Annotated in this window: 15 protein-coding genes; 6 read left to right on the top strand and 9 right to left on the bottom strand. The window is 61.1% G+C overall.

Annotated elements, in window-relative coordinates; genetic code table 11:
* Positions 1-1539, top strand: a 1539-nt coding sequence (locus ACZRMO_RS24625; protein ID WP_463974540.1) for an RHS repeat-associated core domain-containing protein, incomplete at its 5' end; no start/stop codon positions are given.
* Complete coding sequence (locus ACZRMO_RS24620) at positions 1536-1850, top strand: contact-dependent growth inhibition system immunity protein (RefSeq protein ID WP_463974539.1); 315 nt, start codon at positions 1536-1538, stop codon at positions 1848-1850. The genes ACZRMO_RS24625 and ACZRMO_RS24620, both read left to right, overlap by 4 nt.
* A 98-nt stretch (positions 1851-1948) precedes the next feature.
* Here ACZRMO_RS24620 and ACZRMO_RS24615 read toward each other — a convergent pair whose 3' ends face one another.
* On the bottom strand, positions 1949-3007 hold the full coding sequence (locus ACZRMO_RS24615; RefSeq protein ID WP_463974538.1) for a diguanylate cyclase: 1059 nt from the start codon (positions 3005-3007) through the stop codon (positions 1949-1951).
* Positions 3008-3089: 82 nt separating this feature from the next.
* Complete coding sequence (locus ACZRMO_RS24610) at positions 3090-3722, bottom strand: LysE family translocator (RefSeq protein WP_463974537.1); 633 nt, start codon at positions 3720-3722, stop codon at positions 3090-3092.
* A gap of 125 nt (positions 3723-3847) precedes the next feature.
* Between ACZRMO_RS24610 and ACZRMO_RS24605 the strand changes: the two genes are divergently transcribed.
* Positions 3848-5344 (top strand): aminotransferase-like domain-containing protein, encoded by a 1497-nt coding sequence (locus ACZRMO_RS24605; protein WP_463974536.1) that lies wholly within the window; start codon positions 3848-3850, stop codon positions 5342-5344.
* Here ACZRMO_RS24605 and ACZRMO_RS24600 read toward each other — a convergent pair.
* The 4 genes from ACZRMO_RS24600 to ACZRMO_RS24585 are packed head-to-tail and all read right to left on the bottom strand — an operon-like array spanning position 5250 to position 8501.
* The gene (locus tag ACZRMO_RS24600; protein WP_305433709.1) at positions 5250-5915 is read right to left on the bottom strand and encodes a methionine ABC transporter permease; all 666 of its coding nucleotides are present in this window, start codon (positions 5913-5915) and stop codon (positions 5250-5252) included. The genes ACZRMO_RS24605 and ACZRMO_RS24600 overlap by 95 nt on opposite strands.
* Positions 5912-6658, bottom strand: a complete 747-nt coding sequence (locus tag ACZRMO_RS24595; protein ID WP_463974535.1) for a methionine ABC transporter ATP-binding protein — start codon at positions 6656-6658, stop codon at positions 5912-5914. The genes ACZRMO_RS24600 and ACZRMO_RS24595 overlap by 4 nt, the downstream gene beginning before the upstream one ends.
* Positions 6655-7449 (bottom strand): MetQ/NlpA family ABC transporter substrate-binding protein, encoded by a 795-nt coding sequence (locus ACZRMO_RS24590; RefSeq protein WP_463974534.1) that lies wholly within the window; start codon positions 7447-7449, stop codon positions 6655-6657. The genes ACZRMO_RS24595 and ACZRMO_RS24590 overlap by 4 nt, the downstream gene beginning before the upstream one ends.
* A 14-nt stretch (positions 7450-7463) precedes the next feature.
* The gene (locus ACZRMO_RS24585) at positions 7464-8501 is read right to left on the bottom strand and encodes an isopenicillin N synthase family dioxygenase (protein ID WP_463974533.1); all 1038 of its coding nucleotides are present in this window, start codon (positions 8499-8501) and stop codon (positions 7464-7466) included.
* Positions 8502-8674: 173 nt separating this feature from the next.
* On the opposite strand from ACZRMO_RS24585, the gene ACZRMO_RS24580 reads away from it, so the two are divergent.
* Positions 8675-9409 (top strand): M12 family metallopeptidase, encoded by a 735-nt coding sequence (locus ACZRMO_RS24580; protein WP_463974532.1) that lies wholly within the window; start codon positions 8675-8677, stop codon positions 9407-9409.
* Between the two features lie 27 nt (positions 9410-9436).
* Here ACZRMO_RS24580 and ACZRMO_RS24575 read toward each other — a convergent pair whose 3' ends face one another.
* Positions 9437-9907, bottom strand: coding sequence for an Lrp/AsnC family transcriptional regulator (locus ACZRMO_RS24575; protein ID WP_463974531.1), 471 nt, complete (start codon positions 9905-9907; stop codon positions 9437-9439).
* Between the two features lie 123 nt (positions 9908-10030).
* Here ACZRMO_RS24575 and ACZRMO_RS24570 point away from each other — a divergent pair, with 123 nt between their 5' ends.
* Positions 10031-11275, top strand: a complete 1245-nt coding sequence (locus tag ACZRMO_RS24570; protein ID WP_463974530.1) for a methionine gamma-lyase — start codon at positions 10031-10033, stop codon at positions 11273-11275.
* Positions 11276-11499: 224 nt separating this feature from the next.
* A complete protein-coding gene (locus ACZRMO_RS24565) occupies positions 11500-12171 on the top strand; it encodes a helix-turn-helix domain-containing protein (RefSeq protein ID WP_463974529.1) in 672 nt (223 codons plus the stop codon).
* 147 nt (positions 12172-12318) lie between these two features.
* On the opposite strand, the gene ACZRMO_RS24560 is transcribed toward ACZRMO_RS24565, so the two are convergent.
* Positions 12319-14271: a MacB family efflux pump subunit gene (locus tag ACZRMO_RS24560; RefSeq protein WP_463974528.1), complete on the bottom strand. Its 1953-nt coding sequence runs from the start codon at positions 14269-14271 to the stop codon at positions 12319-12321.
* 3 nt (positions 14272-14274) lie between these two features.
* Positions 14275-15426, bottom strand: a complete 1152-nt coding sequence (gene macA / locus ACZRMO_RS24555) for a macrolide transporter subunit MacA (protein WP_463974527.1) — start codon at positions 15424-15426, stop codon at positions 14275-14277.
* Positions 15427-15543 lie beyond the last annotated feature (117 nt).

The following is a 15543-nucleotide window of genomic DNA, read 5'->3' as shown; positions in this document are numbered from 1 at the left end:
CAAGGCTGGGGCACCTTGCGCTACGGCTACGACGCCTGCGGCCAACTGCAACACCTGCGCCTGCCCGACAACAACCGCATCACCTTCAGCCACGACAAGTGCGGCCAACTCGCCACCGTTGAACTCAACGGCGAAACCCTCACCTCGCACCTGTTCAAAGCCGGCCAGGAACACCAGCGCCAACAAGGCCAACTGCTCAGCCACTACCACTACGACGACCAGCAGCGCCTGCACGCCCACACCGTCACCCAACAGCAAAACCACCTCTACCGCCGCCAATACGACTACGACAAAACCGGCACCCTGACCCGCATCCTCGACACGCGCAAAGGTGAACATCACTACAGCTACGACCCACTAAATCGCTTGATCCGCGCCGACCATTCCCAGGATCACCAGGAACGTTTCGCCCACGACCCGGCCGGTAATCTATTGATGCAAAACCGCCCCGGCCCGGACATCGTCGCGGGCAATCGGTTGATGATCCAGGGGGATCGGCAGTACGACTATGACGCGTTTGGCAACCTGATCCGCGAGCGGCGCGGCAAGGGCCATCAACTCGTTACTGAATACCGCTACGACTGTCAGCATCGGTTGATCGGCGTCACCACCCCCACCGGACAAACCGCCAGCTACCGCTACGACCCGTTTGGCCGGCGCATCAGCAAAACCGTTGACGGCGCGACGACCGAATTCTTCTGGCAAGGCGACAAACTGATCGCCGAACACCATGCGGATCGCCATCGCAGCTACCTCTACGAACCCGACAGCTTCCGCCCGTTGGCTCTACTGGAAGGCTTCGGCCCCAAAGCCACCCAGCCCTACCACTACCAACTCGACCACCTCGGCACACCCCAGGAACTGACAACCCCCAACGGCGAAATCGCCTGGTCCGCCCGCTACCGCGCCTACGGCGAAATCACCCGCCTCGACGTAGGTAAAATCGACAACCCGCTGCGCTTCCAGGGCCAATACTTCGACACGGAAAGCGGGCTGCACTACAACCGGCATCGCTACTACAATCCGGATGTTGGTCGCTACCTGACGCCGGACCCGGTGAAGTTGGCGGGGGGGATCAATGCCTACCAGTACGTGCCCAATCCGACGGGGTGGGTGGATCCACTAGGACTGAGTTGCAAGGTTGCTAGCTGTCCAGGCTCCAACGGAGTGTTAACTACTCACGAGAATGCAGGTGGGCACCTGATTAAGAAGCATGTGGGACGCACGGACGAGGAACTGGCTGCCAGGTTTGAATTGGAGCCCCATATTCCTGCTTCCTCAACATTTGGGACCTTAGATGAGGCAGAGGCTATAGCATCTAAAAGCTTGGCCTCCCACCAACGAGAAATACTAGAGTTTCTGGGAGGAAAAAAAGACAAATACATTATTAGGGGCAGTTCAGATCTTCCCGTAGGGAGAAGCGTTCTAAACGGAACAACAAAATCAGTTCCCGCCTACAAATTTTTATTGGTTCTAAAGCGTGATAAAAAAATGCCAGATGGTTACCTATTACTGACAGGATACCCAATAGAAAAATGAATAAACCACTGACAGAACTCCAGCAGTTTATGGGCGCGTACTTCAACCAAGACTGGGCAGAGGACCACCCCTCGGCCGATGATGTGATTGACACCTTCCTACAAGACTCGCCTAAGGACGTTATCATTACTGTCAAAAAACAAATCTTAGAGTTGATGAATTCACATACAAATGAATCAGACCTTCAAGAAAACTTACTGCATGAACAGTACTGCTACTACCACTATCCAAATCAGTGGAAATCAGGAAAATCATGGCTCGAGCACGTAATCGAAATGTTCGATGAGTCCTTGAGACACAAACATGACTAGCTAGGAATAAAGTCTAAATTAACAAGTCGAAAACAGGCCAACTCACACAGATCGACCTGCCTACACAGAACAATCGATGGGAGCTAAAACTACAGGTCCTACACCGACCTCAACCAACTAACCTGCACCGAACTCACCCGATTCCGCCCCCCACTCTTCGCCTCATACAACGCCAAATCCGCATCATTCAGCCAACTGGTGGAATCCACATGCCCCAGTTGGTAAGGCGCCAACCCAATACTCAAGCTCGCGCGCAGGGTCGGGTCCTGCGCATAAGCCAGCGCATTGAAGCGATCCCGCAACGCGTCCATCACTTCAGTGGCGCGATTGAGGGGCATATCCGGCAAAATCACGCAGAATTCATCGCCGCCGTAGCGCCCCGCCAGGTCGGTGGCGCGCAGATTCTGGCGTAGGACTTTGCTCAGCCGGCGTAGGACGATGTCGCCGGTAACGTGGCCGTAGGTGTCGTTGATGGTCTTGAAGTGGTCGATGTCGATCAGGGCAATGGCGGCGCCGGTCTGGCCGCGGCGGCAGCGTTGGAATTCGAGTTCCAGTTGGTCTTTCCACGCGCCGTGGTTGAGCAGGCCGGATAGGCTGTCGGTGCGGCTCAGGGCCAGCAGTTCGCGTTTATGCGAGGCCAGGGTGACGGCCTGGCGGTAGCAGATCCAGCCGAGGGCCAGGGGGTACAACATCAGGATCGGCAAGCAGGCATAAAGCTGCGCCTGGGTGGTCACGCCGATGAAGGCCGGGGCGAATACCAGCAGCGCAGTGCCGATGCCCAGGCCTTGGGCGAGCCAACCGGCAAGCATGAAGCGCAGCCCGCCGATGGCGACGTTGTTCATGGTCATCATCGACAACGTGGTCACGCCGGGCAGCGGGTTGAAGTGCATGGCGCCGACCCAGAAGCCGCCGCAAAAGGAGTCGATCAGCAAATTGCGCCGCTCGCTGCGCAGAGCATGTTCGCAGCGGCGCGAGATCAGGAGGGCCACGTGCGGCCAAATGAAGGCGTTGGTCAGCATCAGCGCCCACACCCAAGGGTGCGGGTTCAGCGGGTACATCGCAAACGCCACGCACACAAAGCCGAGTGTCAGCCCCAGGGTGCGGGATTTGTACAAGCGCGAAGCAAGCGGAAGTCCCTTTCCTCCGACGGCTGCCATGGTGGGGTGCGATCCTGAGGTGATGCTCGGAGTCTATCAGGGCAACGGCAGATCGCCACTACCGCTCATAAGCTGAAGGCCCTCAGTGGGAAAAGCCCCGCGCCAGCATCAAGGCAACCCCCAGCAGCAACACCGCCGTGACCCGTTGCAGCAGTACGCGCCGCGCGGGGTTTTCCAGGACATGCTTGATGCGTTGGCCGAAATAGCAGTACAGGCAGCCGCTGGCAAACTGCAGCACCAGGAAGGTCAGGCCAAGGATGGCGATGTCCGACGCCGAGTTGTGCTCCCCTGCCCCGGCAAACTGTGGGAACACGGCGCTGAACATGATGATCGCCTTGGGGTTGGAAAACCCCGTCAGCAAGCCCTTGCTAAACAGGCTGCGCGCGCCTTCGACGGCGCCGGCCTTGTCGAGTGGCACGCCGCTGCTGGTCCACTGTTTGTACGCCAGGTAAAGGATGTAGGCCACGCCGACCAGTTGGATACCCTGGGTAATCGCGACATTGCCCTTGATCAATTCTGAAAAACCCACGGCAAAGATCAGGATGGAAATCAGGTACGACACACTGGCGCCGATCTGTGCGGGGATCGATCGGCGCAGGCCGTCCTTCAAGCCCAGGCTCAACAGCAGCATGGTCATGGGGCCGGGGCTGAAGGTCAGGGTCGCGCAAAACAGCAGGAAGTAGAGAAACGAAGAGAGCGTCAATGCGCTGGTCATGGCCGTGGACCTTGAAGGAGAAGGCTCGCAGTCTAGGCAAGCGGCCTTGCGCAAGGCAGGTAAAGTGCGGCCTAATCCGCCCGAACTTCACCGGTAAAATCACCGGCAAAGATAAGGAAGCTGCCATGTTCGTCTCCGCCATCGCCTTTGTGCCAGGCACACCCAAGGTGCAACAGATCGTCGCGGCGTTCAGCCAGGCCATCGAGACGGGCGAGTGGGCGCCGGGCAGCAAGTTGCCGTCGGTGCGGGAACTGGGCCAGACCTTGGGCGTAAGCAAGTTCACCCTCAATGAAGCCCTCGACCGCCTGCGCGGGCGCAACCTGCTCACCTCCAGCCAGGGTCGTGGCTATTTCGTCGCGGTGGACAGCGCTCGCCCGGCATCATCGGCCTGGGTCGAGCTATTGCCCCAGGACCTGCTCACCGTACTGCGCCGGCCCCTCGCCACCGTCTACGGCGACCTGCGCCCCGGTGGTGGGCACTTGCCGGAAGACTGGCTGGACAGCGACGCCATCCGCCAAACCCTGCGCAGTGTGGTGCGCGCGCCGGCATTGCGCATCGCCGGGCTGGGCACGCCGGCTGGGCTGTTGCCGCTGCGCCAGGCCTTGCAGCAAAAGTTGCACGGCGAAGGGTTGTCGGTGCCGGTGGAGCAAATCATCACCCCCCCCAACACCGTGCAGGGCCTGGACATGCTGATGCGCCTGCTCGCCCGCCCCGGCGACACGGTGCTGCTCGATGCGCCGTGCTACTTCAACTTCCACGCCAACCTCGCCCTGCACGGCGTCAAGGTCCTGACCATCGAGCGACGCCCCGACGGTTTCGACTTTGTCGCCCTCGAACAACTGCTGGCCGATCATCGCCCCAGCCTCTACCTCACCACAGGCGTGCTGCATAACCCCACCGGGCATTCGTTCAGCCCCGGCCAGGCGTTCCGGCTGCTGCAACTGACCCGCCAATACCAGTGCCACATCATCGAGGATGACCTCTACGGCGACCTGCACCCCAACCCGCCACCGCGCCTGGCCGCCCTCGCCGGCCTGGACCAGGTGACTTACCTGTCGGGCTTCTCCAAGACCCTCAGCGCCAACACCCGCGTCAGCTACGTGGTAGCCGCACCGCAACTGGCCGCCAACCTGACCAACATGAAGCTGATGAGCGGCGGCATCACCTCGGAGCTGTTTGAACAGGTTGTGTACCGCATGCTCAGCGAAGGCAGTTACGCCAAGCATCGCAAGCGCATGCAGCAGCGCTTGATGGAGGCCGGCGGGCGCGTCGAGCAATGGCTCAAGCGTTGCGGTTGCGTGTTGCCGATGGGTTATGAAGGCGGGATGTTTATCTGGGCGCACCTGCCGCCGGGGGTGAACGGCGAGCTATTGGCCCAGGACGCCTTGAAGCAAGGCATGGTGCTGGCGCCGGGCACGCTGTTTGGCTACGACCCGGCCCTACCGGAGGCGATGCGCTTCAATGTGGCCCACAGTGATGCGCCACAGGTGCACCAGGTGTTCGAGGCGCTGCTGCGCAAGCACCGCGCTAGCGGCGATGGGCCAGCGAGCGCACGCAACGATCCCCCAGGCTCTGCACGCCCTGCACCAGCAACACCAGCACAACCACCGTCACCACCATGATCTCGTTGTTGAAGCGCTGGTAGCCGTAGCGAATCGCCAGGTCGCCCAGCCCACCGCCGCCAATCACCCCGGCCATCGATGAAAAGCCGATCAGCATCACCAGGGTCAACGTCACCCCGGCTACCAACGCTGGCAGGGCTTCAGGCAGCAACACCTTGAGGATCACATGGCGAATATCGCCGCCCATGGCCACGATGGCTTCGATGCGGCCCTTGTCCACTTCGTCCAGCGCGGTTTCGACGATGCGCGCAAAAAACGGAAACGCGCCGATGGTGATAGGCACCACCGCGGCGGTGCTGCCCAGGGTGGTGCCGACGATCAGGCGCGTCAGCGGGATCAACGCGATCAGCATCACCACAAACGGCAGCGAGCGCCCGAGGTTGATCACCGCGCCCAGCCCACGGTTCAGGCGTGGCAATGGCAGCAGCCCGCCGCGTCGGCTGATAAACAGCAACACGCCCAGCGGCAAGCCGATCAATAAGGTAAACAACCCGGCCAACAGCACCATGTACAGGGTTTCGCCGGTGGCGTTGAGCAGCAGTTGCAGGATGTCATGCCAATCGGTCTTCATACTGCCCTCACCACTTGTAGGCTGGGGGCCAGCGAACGGCCGAGGCGCGACGCCGGATCGGCTTGCAGTTGCACCAGCGTGCCGCTTTCCACCACGCGGCCATCGGCCAGGGACACCGCGCTGTCGCAAATCGCCTTGACCACCTCCAACTCGTGGGTGATCAATACAATGGTCACCCCCAGCGTGCGATTGATGTCGCGCAACAGCTCCAGGATTGACGCCGTGGTTTCCGGGTCCAGCGCACTGGTGGCTTCGTCCGACAGCAAATACGCCGGCCGCGCCGCCAGCGCACGGGCGATGCCTACACGTTGTTTCTGCCCGCCCGACAGCTGCGAAGGAAACGCCTGCGCCTTGTCACTCAACCCCACCAACGCCAATAGGTCTGCCACCCGCGCCGCGCGCTCGGCCTTGGGCACGTTGCCGATCTCCAGCGGCACCGCGACGTTATCCGCCACATTGCGCGAATGCAGCAGGTTGAAGCCCTGGAAGATCATGCCGATGCGCTGGCGTTGCTCGCGCAGGGCCTTGCCGGTGAGTTGCGTGAGGTCCCGGCCGTCCAGCAGGATGCGCCCGCTGGTCGGCCGTTCCAGCAGGTTGAGGCAACGCAGTAAGGTGCTTTTGCCCGCGCCGCTGCGCCCGACGATGCCAAAGATCGAGCCTTCGGCGATGTGCAGCGAGACGTTATCCAACGCCGGCGGCTGGCCGTCGGCGTAGGTTTTGCTGACGCCCTCGACGACAATCATTCGACCGCCACCGGGATCACCGAGCCGGCGTATTTCTCGCTGATGAACTTGGCCACTTGCGGCGAGCGCAGGTCCTTGGCCAATTGTTCGATGCGCGGGTCTTTTGCCAGTTTCGGCGTGGTCACCAGGATATTCGCGTAGGGGTTGCCCTTCGCCGCTTCCAGGCCCAACGCATCCTTGGCCGGCTCCAGGCCTGCTTCCAGGGCGAAGTTGCCGTTGATCACCGCCAGGTCCACATCATCCAGGGCGCGGGGGATCTGCGGCGATTCGATTTCAAGGATCTTCAAGTGCTTGGGGTTTTCGGCAATGTCCTTGGGCGTGGCCTGGTTCTTGGCCGCATCGTTGAAACCCGGCTTGAGCTTGATCAAGCCATTGGCTTGCAACAGGTACAGGGCGCGGCTCAGGTTGGTGACGTTGTTCGGCACGGCAACGGTGCCTTTGTCCGGCACCTGGTCGAAGCTTTTGTGGCGGCGCGAATAAATGCCCAGCGGCTCAATGTGTACGGTGGCGGCCACGGTGAATTTCTGCCCCAGCGCTTGCTCCTGGGAATTGAGGTACGGCAGGTGCTGGAAGTAATTGGCGTCCACATCACCATGGGCCAGCAACTCGTTGGAGTTCACGCCGCTGGGGATTTCGATGATTTTCAGCTTCAGGCTCGGGTCGAGTTTCTGCACGTATTCGAGGATCTGCGCGTGGGGAATCGGGTCGGCGGCAACGCGCAAGGCGTCGGCCGCCGACACGTGAAATGAGGCCAGCAACACTGCCAGGGTAAGGGCGGATTTCTTCAACATGGGTGAGCTCCAGATCAGGCGGACAGTGCTTGGGGAAGTGTGGCGTCGGCGTAGAAACGTTGGGCGACATCGGGGTGCGAACGCAGGCGGCCTTTCAGGTAGTTCCAGCCGACGTCGCGCAGCAGCGGGTTGCGCGGGTCGCTCTCGGGGCCGTGGGCATCACGCAGCAGCTCGGGGGCGAGCTGGTACACCGGCACCACCGCGTCCAGCTGCGCGCCGAGGAAAAACGCCAGGGACAAGCGTTCACTGCCCACCGGCGGCGAGACCACGCGGTGCACGGTGGCACGCAGATAACCGTTGCTGGCCAGCTCCAGCAATTCGCCGATGTTCACCACCAGCGTGCCGGGGCGCGGCGACGCATCGATCCAGCGGCCCTCTTCCACTTCCACCTGCAAGCCGGCTTGCCTGTCTTGCAGCAGGAAGCTCAAGAAACCGGAGTCCTTGTGCGAACCGACGCCTTGGCGACTTTGCTGCGCATGGCGGCCGGGGTAGCGGATCAACTTGATATGTTCGTTGGGTTTGCTGCCGTACAGCGCATCGAAGGCATTTTCCGGCAGGGACAAGGCCTGGGCAAACGCACGCAACAGGCGCAGGGCCATTTGCGTCATCGCCTGCTGCCAGGCGAGCACCAGCGGTTTGAGGTCGGGCAGCGCCTGCGGCCACAGGTTGGGGCCTTGCAGGCGGGCCCAGGCGGCGGGGTGTTGTTGCACATCCAGCGGCTCGCGCTCGGCGCCGACGTCGAACTGTTCGCGCAGGTCTGGCTGGCCGCGGGTGATCTCCGAGGCGGCGCGGTTATAACCGCGAAAATGTGGCGAATGGATCATGCCCACAGCGAGTTTGTCGGCTTCGGGCAAGGCAAAAAATGCCCGCGCCTGCTGCTGCGCCTGGGCGAGCAGCGCCGGGTCGATGCCGTGGCCGGTGAGGTAGAAAAAACCGATATGCCGCGCGGCAGAACGCAGGTCGTCGAGAAACTGCTGGCGTTGTTGCGGGCCGGCGTCGAGCAGTGACAAGTCGAGCAACGGCAAGGTGGTGATTGACTGAAGCTGCGACATCGGCGGCTCACTCCATGAACGTCTTGGGTTGGAGTGACCAATCTAAATGATCTTAAAAAATCGTAATAAATATCTTTTTAGCATTAGCTTAGTCGGGTAGGTACGCGGCCCACAGGCCAAGGAACCAAATCGTACAAACCACCACTACGAGGTGCCAAGCCCAACGAGCGATCATGATGAGCACGATAAACAGCACCCCACCTCAACCTTACTTCGCCCCGTCACTCCCAACTGACGAAGGCGCTCAGTCCGAGCGGGCAGGACGTTCGAAGAGAGGGATAGCAGAATCCAGCAAGCGCTGGCCTGACGGCGTGGTCACCGTTGCGATAGATATCGACGATATCTGGAGCAGGGCTGTCGTAACCAGTGCAATACGGGAGTGGGAAAAACATACACCCGCCCTCAAGTTCAACATTGTCCCGGGCAAACAGGGAGACATCAGAATTTCCGGCGACGAGAACATAAAAGGCGACTGGTCTTTCCATGGCACGGATGCGAAGTGCGTACCCAAAGATCAACCCACTCTGCATTTGGACAGGCAGGACAACTTAACGGTGGCCCATAACATCGCCTTGCACGAATTTGGCCATGCTCTGGGCTTGAGGCACGAACATCAACATCCAGACCGCACGATCAAATTCGACGAGAAAAGCCTGTATGAATCATTCAGAAATGCGGGGGTTGCAGACGACGATATCGAAAGCCAGATTGTCCGGCAGTGGCCGGCGAAGAATCGGCTAGTCACTGACTACGATGAACATTCGATCATGCATTATGAGTTCGGCGCCGGCACCACCGAAGACAAGAAAGAGTACCCGCCAAAGGCCGAGCTCTCCGAGGGCGATAAAAAAATCATTCGACAACTCTACACCCCAAAGAAATTCAAACAGGCTGATACCTCTCGGTAGCCACTTGAATAACGCGCCGGTACGGCGTTATCCCGGTAACGGAATCACCCGCAACGGCCTTACCGACTTATACGAAAAACTCGAATAAATCTCTTTGACGCACGGAAGCGTTTGCAACACCTCCCGCGCAAACTCGCCAAAGGACTCCAAATCCTTGGCCACCACTTCCAGCAAAAAGTCATAGCGCCCCGACACGTTATGGCACGCCACAATCTCCGGGATCTCCAACAAACGCTGTTCAAACGCGCGGGCGATTTCCTGGGTGTGGCTCTCCATCATGATGTTCACGAACGCGGTCACCCCATACCCCAGTGCCTTGGGCGACAGGATCGCCTGGTAGCCGCTGATCACCCCGCTCTCCTCCAGGTTGCGCACCCGCCGCCAGCACGGCGAGGTGGTCAGGGAGACGCGGTCGGCCAACTCGGCCACCGTCAGGCGGGCATTGCCTTGCAGCGCGTTTAAAAGGGCTTTGTCGGTACGGTCCAGGCTTGCGGGCATAACGTGCCTCTAATCATTATTTTTATGGGCTTTTCGTTCACTGGCGTGGGAAATGTCAGCAAACTTTGCAACGTTCATCTGTGGTTATGAGCATAGCATTGTAGGAAATAAGGAGCGTCCGACATGAACAATAAACACAATGCATTCGGCTTTTCCACCCGCGCCATCCACCACGGCTACGACCCTCAGGACCACCATGGCGCCCTCGTGCCGCCTATTTACCTATCCGCCACGTTCGCCTTTCCCACCGCCGAATACGGCGCCGCCTGCTTTGCCGGTGAAGAAAACGGGCACTTCTACACGCGCATTTCCAACCCGACCCTGGCCCTGCTGGAAGCGCGCATGGCCACCCTGGAAAACGGCGAAGCCGCCGTGGCGTTCAGCTCCGGCATGGGCGCGATTGCCGCGACGTTCTGGACCTTGCTGCGCCCCGGTGATGAAGTGATCGTCAGCCAGATCCTGTACGGCTGCACCTTCGCCCTGCTGCACCATGGCATCGGCGAGTTCGGCATCAAGGTGCGCCACGTTGACCTGACCGACCTGGACGCGTTGCGCGCGGCACTCAGCCCCGCCACCCGCATGATCTACTGCGAAACCCCGGCCAACCCCACCCTGCAACTGGTGGATATCGCCGCCGTGGCCGCCCTGGCCCATGCCCAGCCGAATATCACCGTGGTGGTCGACAACACCTACTGCACGCCGTACCTGCAACGCCCGCTGGAACTGGGCGCCGATGTGGTGGTGCACTCGGCCACCAAGTACCTCAGCGGGCATGGCGACATCACCGCAGGCGTTGCCGTGAGCAACCATGCCCTGGCGCAACGCATCCGCCTGCAAGGGCTCAAGGACCTGACCGGCGCGGTGATGTCGCCGCAGGATGCGTCCTTGCTGATGCGCGGCCTGAAGACCCTGGCCCTGCGCATGGACCGCCATTGCGCCAACGCCCAGGCCGTGGCCGAAGCGTTGCAGGCCCACCCGGCCGTGCAGTGGGTGACCTACCCCGGGCTACGATCTTTCCCACAATACGAATTGGCACAGCGCCAGATGAAAATGCCCGGTGGCATGATCGCGTTCGAACTCAAGGGCGGCATCGACAGCGGGCGCCGCTTCATGAATGCGCTGCAACTGTTCACCCGCGCCGTCAGCCTCGGGGATGCCGAGTCACTGGCCCAGCACCCGGCCAGCATGACCCATTCCACCTACACCCCGGAGCAGCGCGCGCACCACGGCATCAGCGAAGGCCTGGTGCGGTTGTCGGTCGGCCTGGAGGATGTCGCCGATCTGTTGGCGGATGTGCACCAGGCGCTGGCCAAAAGCACGCGCACAGCACCGCGCCACGCCGCCAGGGTCGAGCACGCGTTGAAATAAACCATAGACCCGACGTAATTCTTTCCTACATCGGTGGTCGGATCGCTCCGACTACCGTTATGCAGTTTTAATCTAGATTAATCCGGATTGGATCCCCTTCCCACCGCCCCGCTGTACTAGCATACGTCTCGGCGGGAAGCGCTCTCATCGTGAGGTATTCGCACTAGTTGATTCCCGTCGCGTCATGGCTGAATACCTGCACTCGAAACTCATGGACGAAGCAGATGAACTCACACCTGTTCCCACATATAGGCAAGGTCATCGCCAGCACCGGCAGTCGCCATTTCCCACGTATGCTGCATGACCTGATCCTCACTCAACTGGCCGTGGACGCCACCCATATCACCCAGCTGCGGGTCAGTTCCGAAGGGCACACCCGCCGCGCGATCAGCCCGGTCTACACCGACTCAGTGGCGGCCATGGGTGACGAACAACCCGCCGCCCAACTGCACCTCACGCGCCACAAGGACGATGTGCGCTATGTGCTCTCGGTGTACCGCTCACACCCTTCGGAAAGTTTCTCGCCCCAGGAACGCAGCATGTTGCAGGATTTCTCCACACTGCTGCTGCCCATGGTGGAAAAACACATCGCCGCGATCCAGCCGTGCCGGCTCGACACCGATTCGGTGATCGCACAAAACCAAGGCATTGAAACCCTGCGCCGACGCATCGAAGAACGCCTGGTGCAATCGGGGCTGACCCTGTCCAGGCGCGAGCTGGAAGTGTGTGTCGGCCTGCTGGCGGGGCGTACTGCGCCGGAGCTGGCGGAGCAGTTGGCGTTGAAGGTCAACACCATTGAAAGCTACCTCAAGCGCGCGTCCATCAAGCTGGGGATCAGCGGGCGGCATTCGTTGTTGCGGTGGATGTATGCCACGCAAGACACCGCCAGCCTTTAGGCCAATACAGTTCTAACTGTTGATCGTTCCCACGCTCTGCGTGGGAATGCCGCTGGTGACGCTCTGCGTCACGTCTTCAAGAGCGGACGCAGAGCGTCCAGGGATGCATTCCCACGCATAGCGTGGGAACGATCAATCTCGTCCGGCTCAATCCCGAGCCAACGCCTCAATCGGGTCCAACCGCGCCGCATTCCGCGCCGGCACAAACCCGAACACAATCCCGATCAATGTCGAACAGGCAAACGCCGTCACGATCGAGCCCAGGGAAAACACCATTTCCCACTCCTTCACAAACAGCGAAAACAACCCGCCCAACGCATACGACAGCGCGATCCCGATGATCCCGCCGATCAAGCACACCATCACCGCCTCCACCAGGAACTGCTGGCGGATATCCGATTGCCGCGCCCCCACCGCCATGCGAATGCCGATCTCGCGGGTGCGCTCCGTCACCGACACCAACATGATGTTCATCACCCCGATGCCGCCCACCAGCAAGGAAATCACCGCGATCAACGACAGCAGCAACGCCAGCGAGCGGCTGGTTTTCTGCACCGTCTGCATGATGCTGTCGAGGTTGTTGGTGAAGAAATCCTTGGTGCCGTGGCGTTGCAGCATCAGCTGGTTGACGTTGTCTTCCACCACTTTGCTCGGCTGGCCGTCCTTGATGCGCACGGTGATGCTGTCCAGATGGCGCTGCCCGAGCAACCGCCCCGCCGCCGTTTCATACGGCACCCACACGTTCAACGCCTTGCTCGCGGCAAACATGTTCTTGTTGTCGGCGGTCACACCGATCACCGTGCACGGCAGGTTGCCGACCAGGATCACCTGGCCCAGCGGGTCAACGTTTGCACCAAACAGGCGCTGGCGGGTGTTGTGGTCGATCACCACCACCTGCGCCTGGCGCCGCGCATCGCTTTCGCTGAAGGCGATGCCGGCTTCAAGCTTCAAACCCTTGACCTTGAAATAACGGTCGCTGACGCCATTGACCTGCGCATCCAGGTCGATATTGCCAAAACGCAGCAACAGGTGGCGGCCCACCACCGGCGTGGCGCTGTCCACGTAATACAGCTGGTTCAACGCCTCCACATCCGAAGGCAGCAACGTCTCGATGGCCGACGCGCGGCTGTCGCCGAAACTGCTGCCGGGAAAGATATCGATGGTGTTGCTGCCAATCGCCTGGATGTCCTTGAGCACATAGCGCTTGGCGCCTTCGCCGATGGCCGAGATCGACACCACCGAGGTGATGCCGATGACAATCCCGAGCATGGTCAGCAAGGTGCGCATGCGGTGGGACACCAGCGCGACCCAGGCCATGTTGAACGCTTCCTTGAACAACCCCAGGCTAGCCACCAGGCGTCGCGCGCCGCTGCGCTTGGGCTCAATCGGTGCATCGCTGGGCAGCTCCGGGCCGGTATTGCGCGTGTCACTGACGATCTCCCCATCACTGACCTCGACGATGCGCTGGGCATTGGCCGCCACCTTGGGATCATGGGTGACGATAATCACCGTGTGCCCGGCCGCGTGCAGCTCGGCAAGGATCTGCATGACCTCCTTGCCACTCGCCGTGTCGAGGGCACCGGTGGGTTCGTCGGCGAGGATCACTTCACCGCCGTTCATCAACGCGCGGGCGATACTCACCCGCTGTTGCTGCCCGCCAGACAGCTGGCTGGGGCGATGGCTGACGTGGCCCGCCAGGCCCAGGCGCGCGAGCAACTCCCGCGCGCGGCTGTGGCGTTGGGTTTGCGGCGTACCGGCGTAGATCGCCGGCATTTCCACGTTGTGCAACGCGCTCAGGTGCGTCAGCAGGTGGTAACGCTGGAAGATAAAGCCGAAGTAGTCGCGGCGCAGTTCGGCCAACTGCTCGTCGCCCAACGAGCGGGTCTCGATGCCGTTGATCTTGTAGCTGCCGGCCGTGGCGTAATCCAGGCCGCCGAGGATATTCATCAGGGTGGACTTGCCCGAACCCGACGCGCCGATGATCGCCAGCATTTCCCCGGCCTCGATCGTCAGGTCGATGCCCTTGAGCGCAATGAATTCACGCTCGCCGGCCATGAAACTGCGGGTGATGCCCTTGAGTTCCAACAGTGGCTGGCTCATCCGTCAGTTCCCCGCCACGGCGGGCGTGGCATCGCCGATCACCACTCTATCGCCCTCGGCCAGGCCGTCGAGGATCTGCACCTTGACGTTGTTGTTGATGCCGGTCTGCACCTCACGCGCCTGCGCCCGACCCTTGGCGTCCAGCACCCGCACGGCATAACGGCCGTCGTTGTTGCGCGGGCCGAGCGCAGCCACCGGTACGATCAACGCGGCCTGGGCGGTGGCGAGCACGATGCGCACCTGGGCGGTCATGGCAATGCGCAGGCGATGGTCGGGGTTGGGCACGTCGAACAGCGCGTTGTAGAACACCGCCGTGTTCTGCTTGGGCGTGCCGGCAGCCTGGGTTTCGAGGAAGTTCTGCGGGGCCGGCTCCGTGCCGCGCAGCGTGGCGTAGTAGCGCTTGTCGGCCTCGCCCAGGATGGTGAAATACACCTTCTGGCCAGGGCTGATATGAATCACATCCGCCTCCGAGACCTGGGCCTTGACGGTCATGGTGTCCAGGTCCGCCAGTTTCAGCAGCACCGGCGCCAGTTGGCTGGCGATCACCGTCTGGCCTTCCTGGGTGACGATGCCCACCACGTCGCCATCGATGGGCGCGACGATGCGGGTGTAGGCCAGGTTGATCTTGGCGGTGTCGATCTGGATATGTGCGCTCTTGATCTGCGCATCCAGGGACAACAGGTTGGCCTGCTGCACTTGGAACGTCGACTCGGCGCTCTCGAAATCCTGGCGCGACACCGACTCGTCATCCTGCAAGCCCTTGTAGCGCTCGTACACCGACCGCGCCTGCTTGAGCTGCGCCGCCGTGGCGCGGCGCTGGGCCTGGAGGTTTTCTTCGTCGACCTGGGCCTTGCGCAGGGTGTTTTGCAAGATCAACGGATCGATTTCCGCCAGCCACTGGCCCTGCTTCACCTTGTCGCCGACCTTGACCTTGAGCGACTTCAACTGCCCGGATACCTGGGCGCCGACATCGACCTGCTTGATGCCCTCCAGCAAGCCGGTGGCCAACACGGCGTTTTCGATATCGCCGCGCTCAGCCGTGGCGGTGAGGTACTGCGTCCCCTCGGCGGGCGCTTGCACGGTGTAGACAATCAGGCCAATGGCAATGGCCAACACGCTGAACAGACCCACTTTGCGAAATTTTGAAGTGTGCATAAATAACCATAAACAAGGGGTGAAATGCGCTCTAACGCGGGCACGGTTCAAAAATGTGGGAGCGGGCTTGCTCGCGAATGCGTCGTCTCAGCCAATGAATCTGGCACTGGCACACCG

This window comes from Pseudomonas sp. B611, from assembly GCF_055407965.1.
The sequence above is the reverse complement of the archived record's forward strand: the minus strand, read 5'-3'. Positions and strand labels throughout refer to the sequence as shown.

What these genes read in the sequence shown, in the direction of transcription:
- ACZRMO_RS24620 (WP_463974539.1), top strand. Translation starts at nt 1,536, where the DNA reads ATGAATAAACCACTGACAGAACTCCAGCAGTTTATGGGCGCGTACTTC.
- ACZRMO_RS24615 (WP_463974538.1), bottom strand. Translation starts at nt 3,007, where the DNA reads ATGGCAGCCGTCGGAGGAAAGGGACTTCCGCTTGCTTCGCGCTTGTAC.
- ACZRMO_RS24610 (WP_463974537.1), bottom strand. Translation starts at nt 3,722, where the DNA reads ATGACCAGCGCATTGACGCTCTCTTCGTTTCTCTACTTCCTGCTGTTT.
- ACZRMO_RS24605 (WP_463974536.1), top strand. Translation starts at nt 3,848, where the DNA reads ATGTTCGTCTCCGCCATCGCCTTTGTGCCAGGCACACCCAAGGTGCAA.
- ACZRMO_RS24600 (WP_305433709.1), bottom strand. Translation starts at nt 5,915, where the DNA reads ATGAAGACCGATTGGCATGACATCCTGCAACTGCTGCTCAACGCCACC.
- ACZRMO_RS24595 (WP_463974535.1), bottom strand. Translation starts at nt 6,658, where the DNA reads ATGATTGTCGTCGAGGGCGTCAGCAAAACCTACGCCGACGGCCAGCCG.
- ACZRMO_RS24590 (WP_463974534.1), bottom strand. Translation starts at nt 7,449, where the DNA reads ATGTTGAAGAAATCCGCCCTTACCCTGGCAGTGTTGCTGGCCTCATTT.
- ACZRMO_RS24585 (WP_463974533.1), bottom strand. Translation starts at nt 8,501, where the DNA reads ATGTCGCAGCTTCAGTCAATCACCACCTTGCCGTTGCTCGACTTGTCA.
- ACZRMO_RS24580 (WP_463974532.1), top strand. Translation starts at nt 8,675, where the DNA reads ATGATGAGCACGATAAACAGCACCCCACCTCAACCTTACTTCGCCCCG.
- ACZRMO_RS24575 (WP_463974531.1), bottom strand. Translation starts at nt 9,907, where the DNA reads ATGCCCGCAAGCCTGGACCGTACCGACAAAGCCCTTTTAAACGCGCTG.
- ACZRMO_RS24570 (WP_463974530.1), top strand. Translation starts at nt 10,031, where the DNA reads ATGAACAATAAACACAATGCATTCGGCTTTTCCACCCGCGCCATCCAC.
- ACZRMO_RS24565 (WP_463974529.1), top strand. Translation starts at nt 11,500, where the DNA reads ATGAACTCACACCTGTTCCCACATATAGGCAAGGTCATCGCCAGCACC.
- ACZRMO_RS24560 (WP_463974528.1), bottom strand. Translation starts at nt 14,271, where the DNA reads ATGAGCCAGCCACTGTTGGAACTCAAGGGCATCACCCGCAGTTTCATG.
- macA (WP_463974527.1), bottom strand. Translation starts at nt 15,426, where the DNA reads ATGCACACTTCAAAATTTCGCAAAGTGGGTCTGTTCAGCGTGTTGGCC.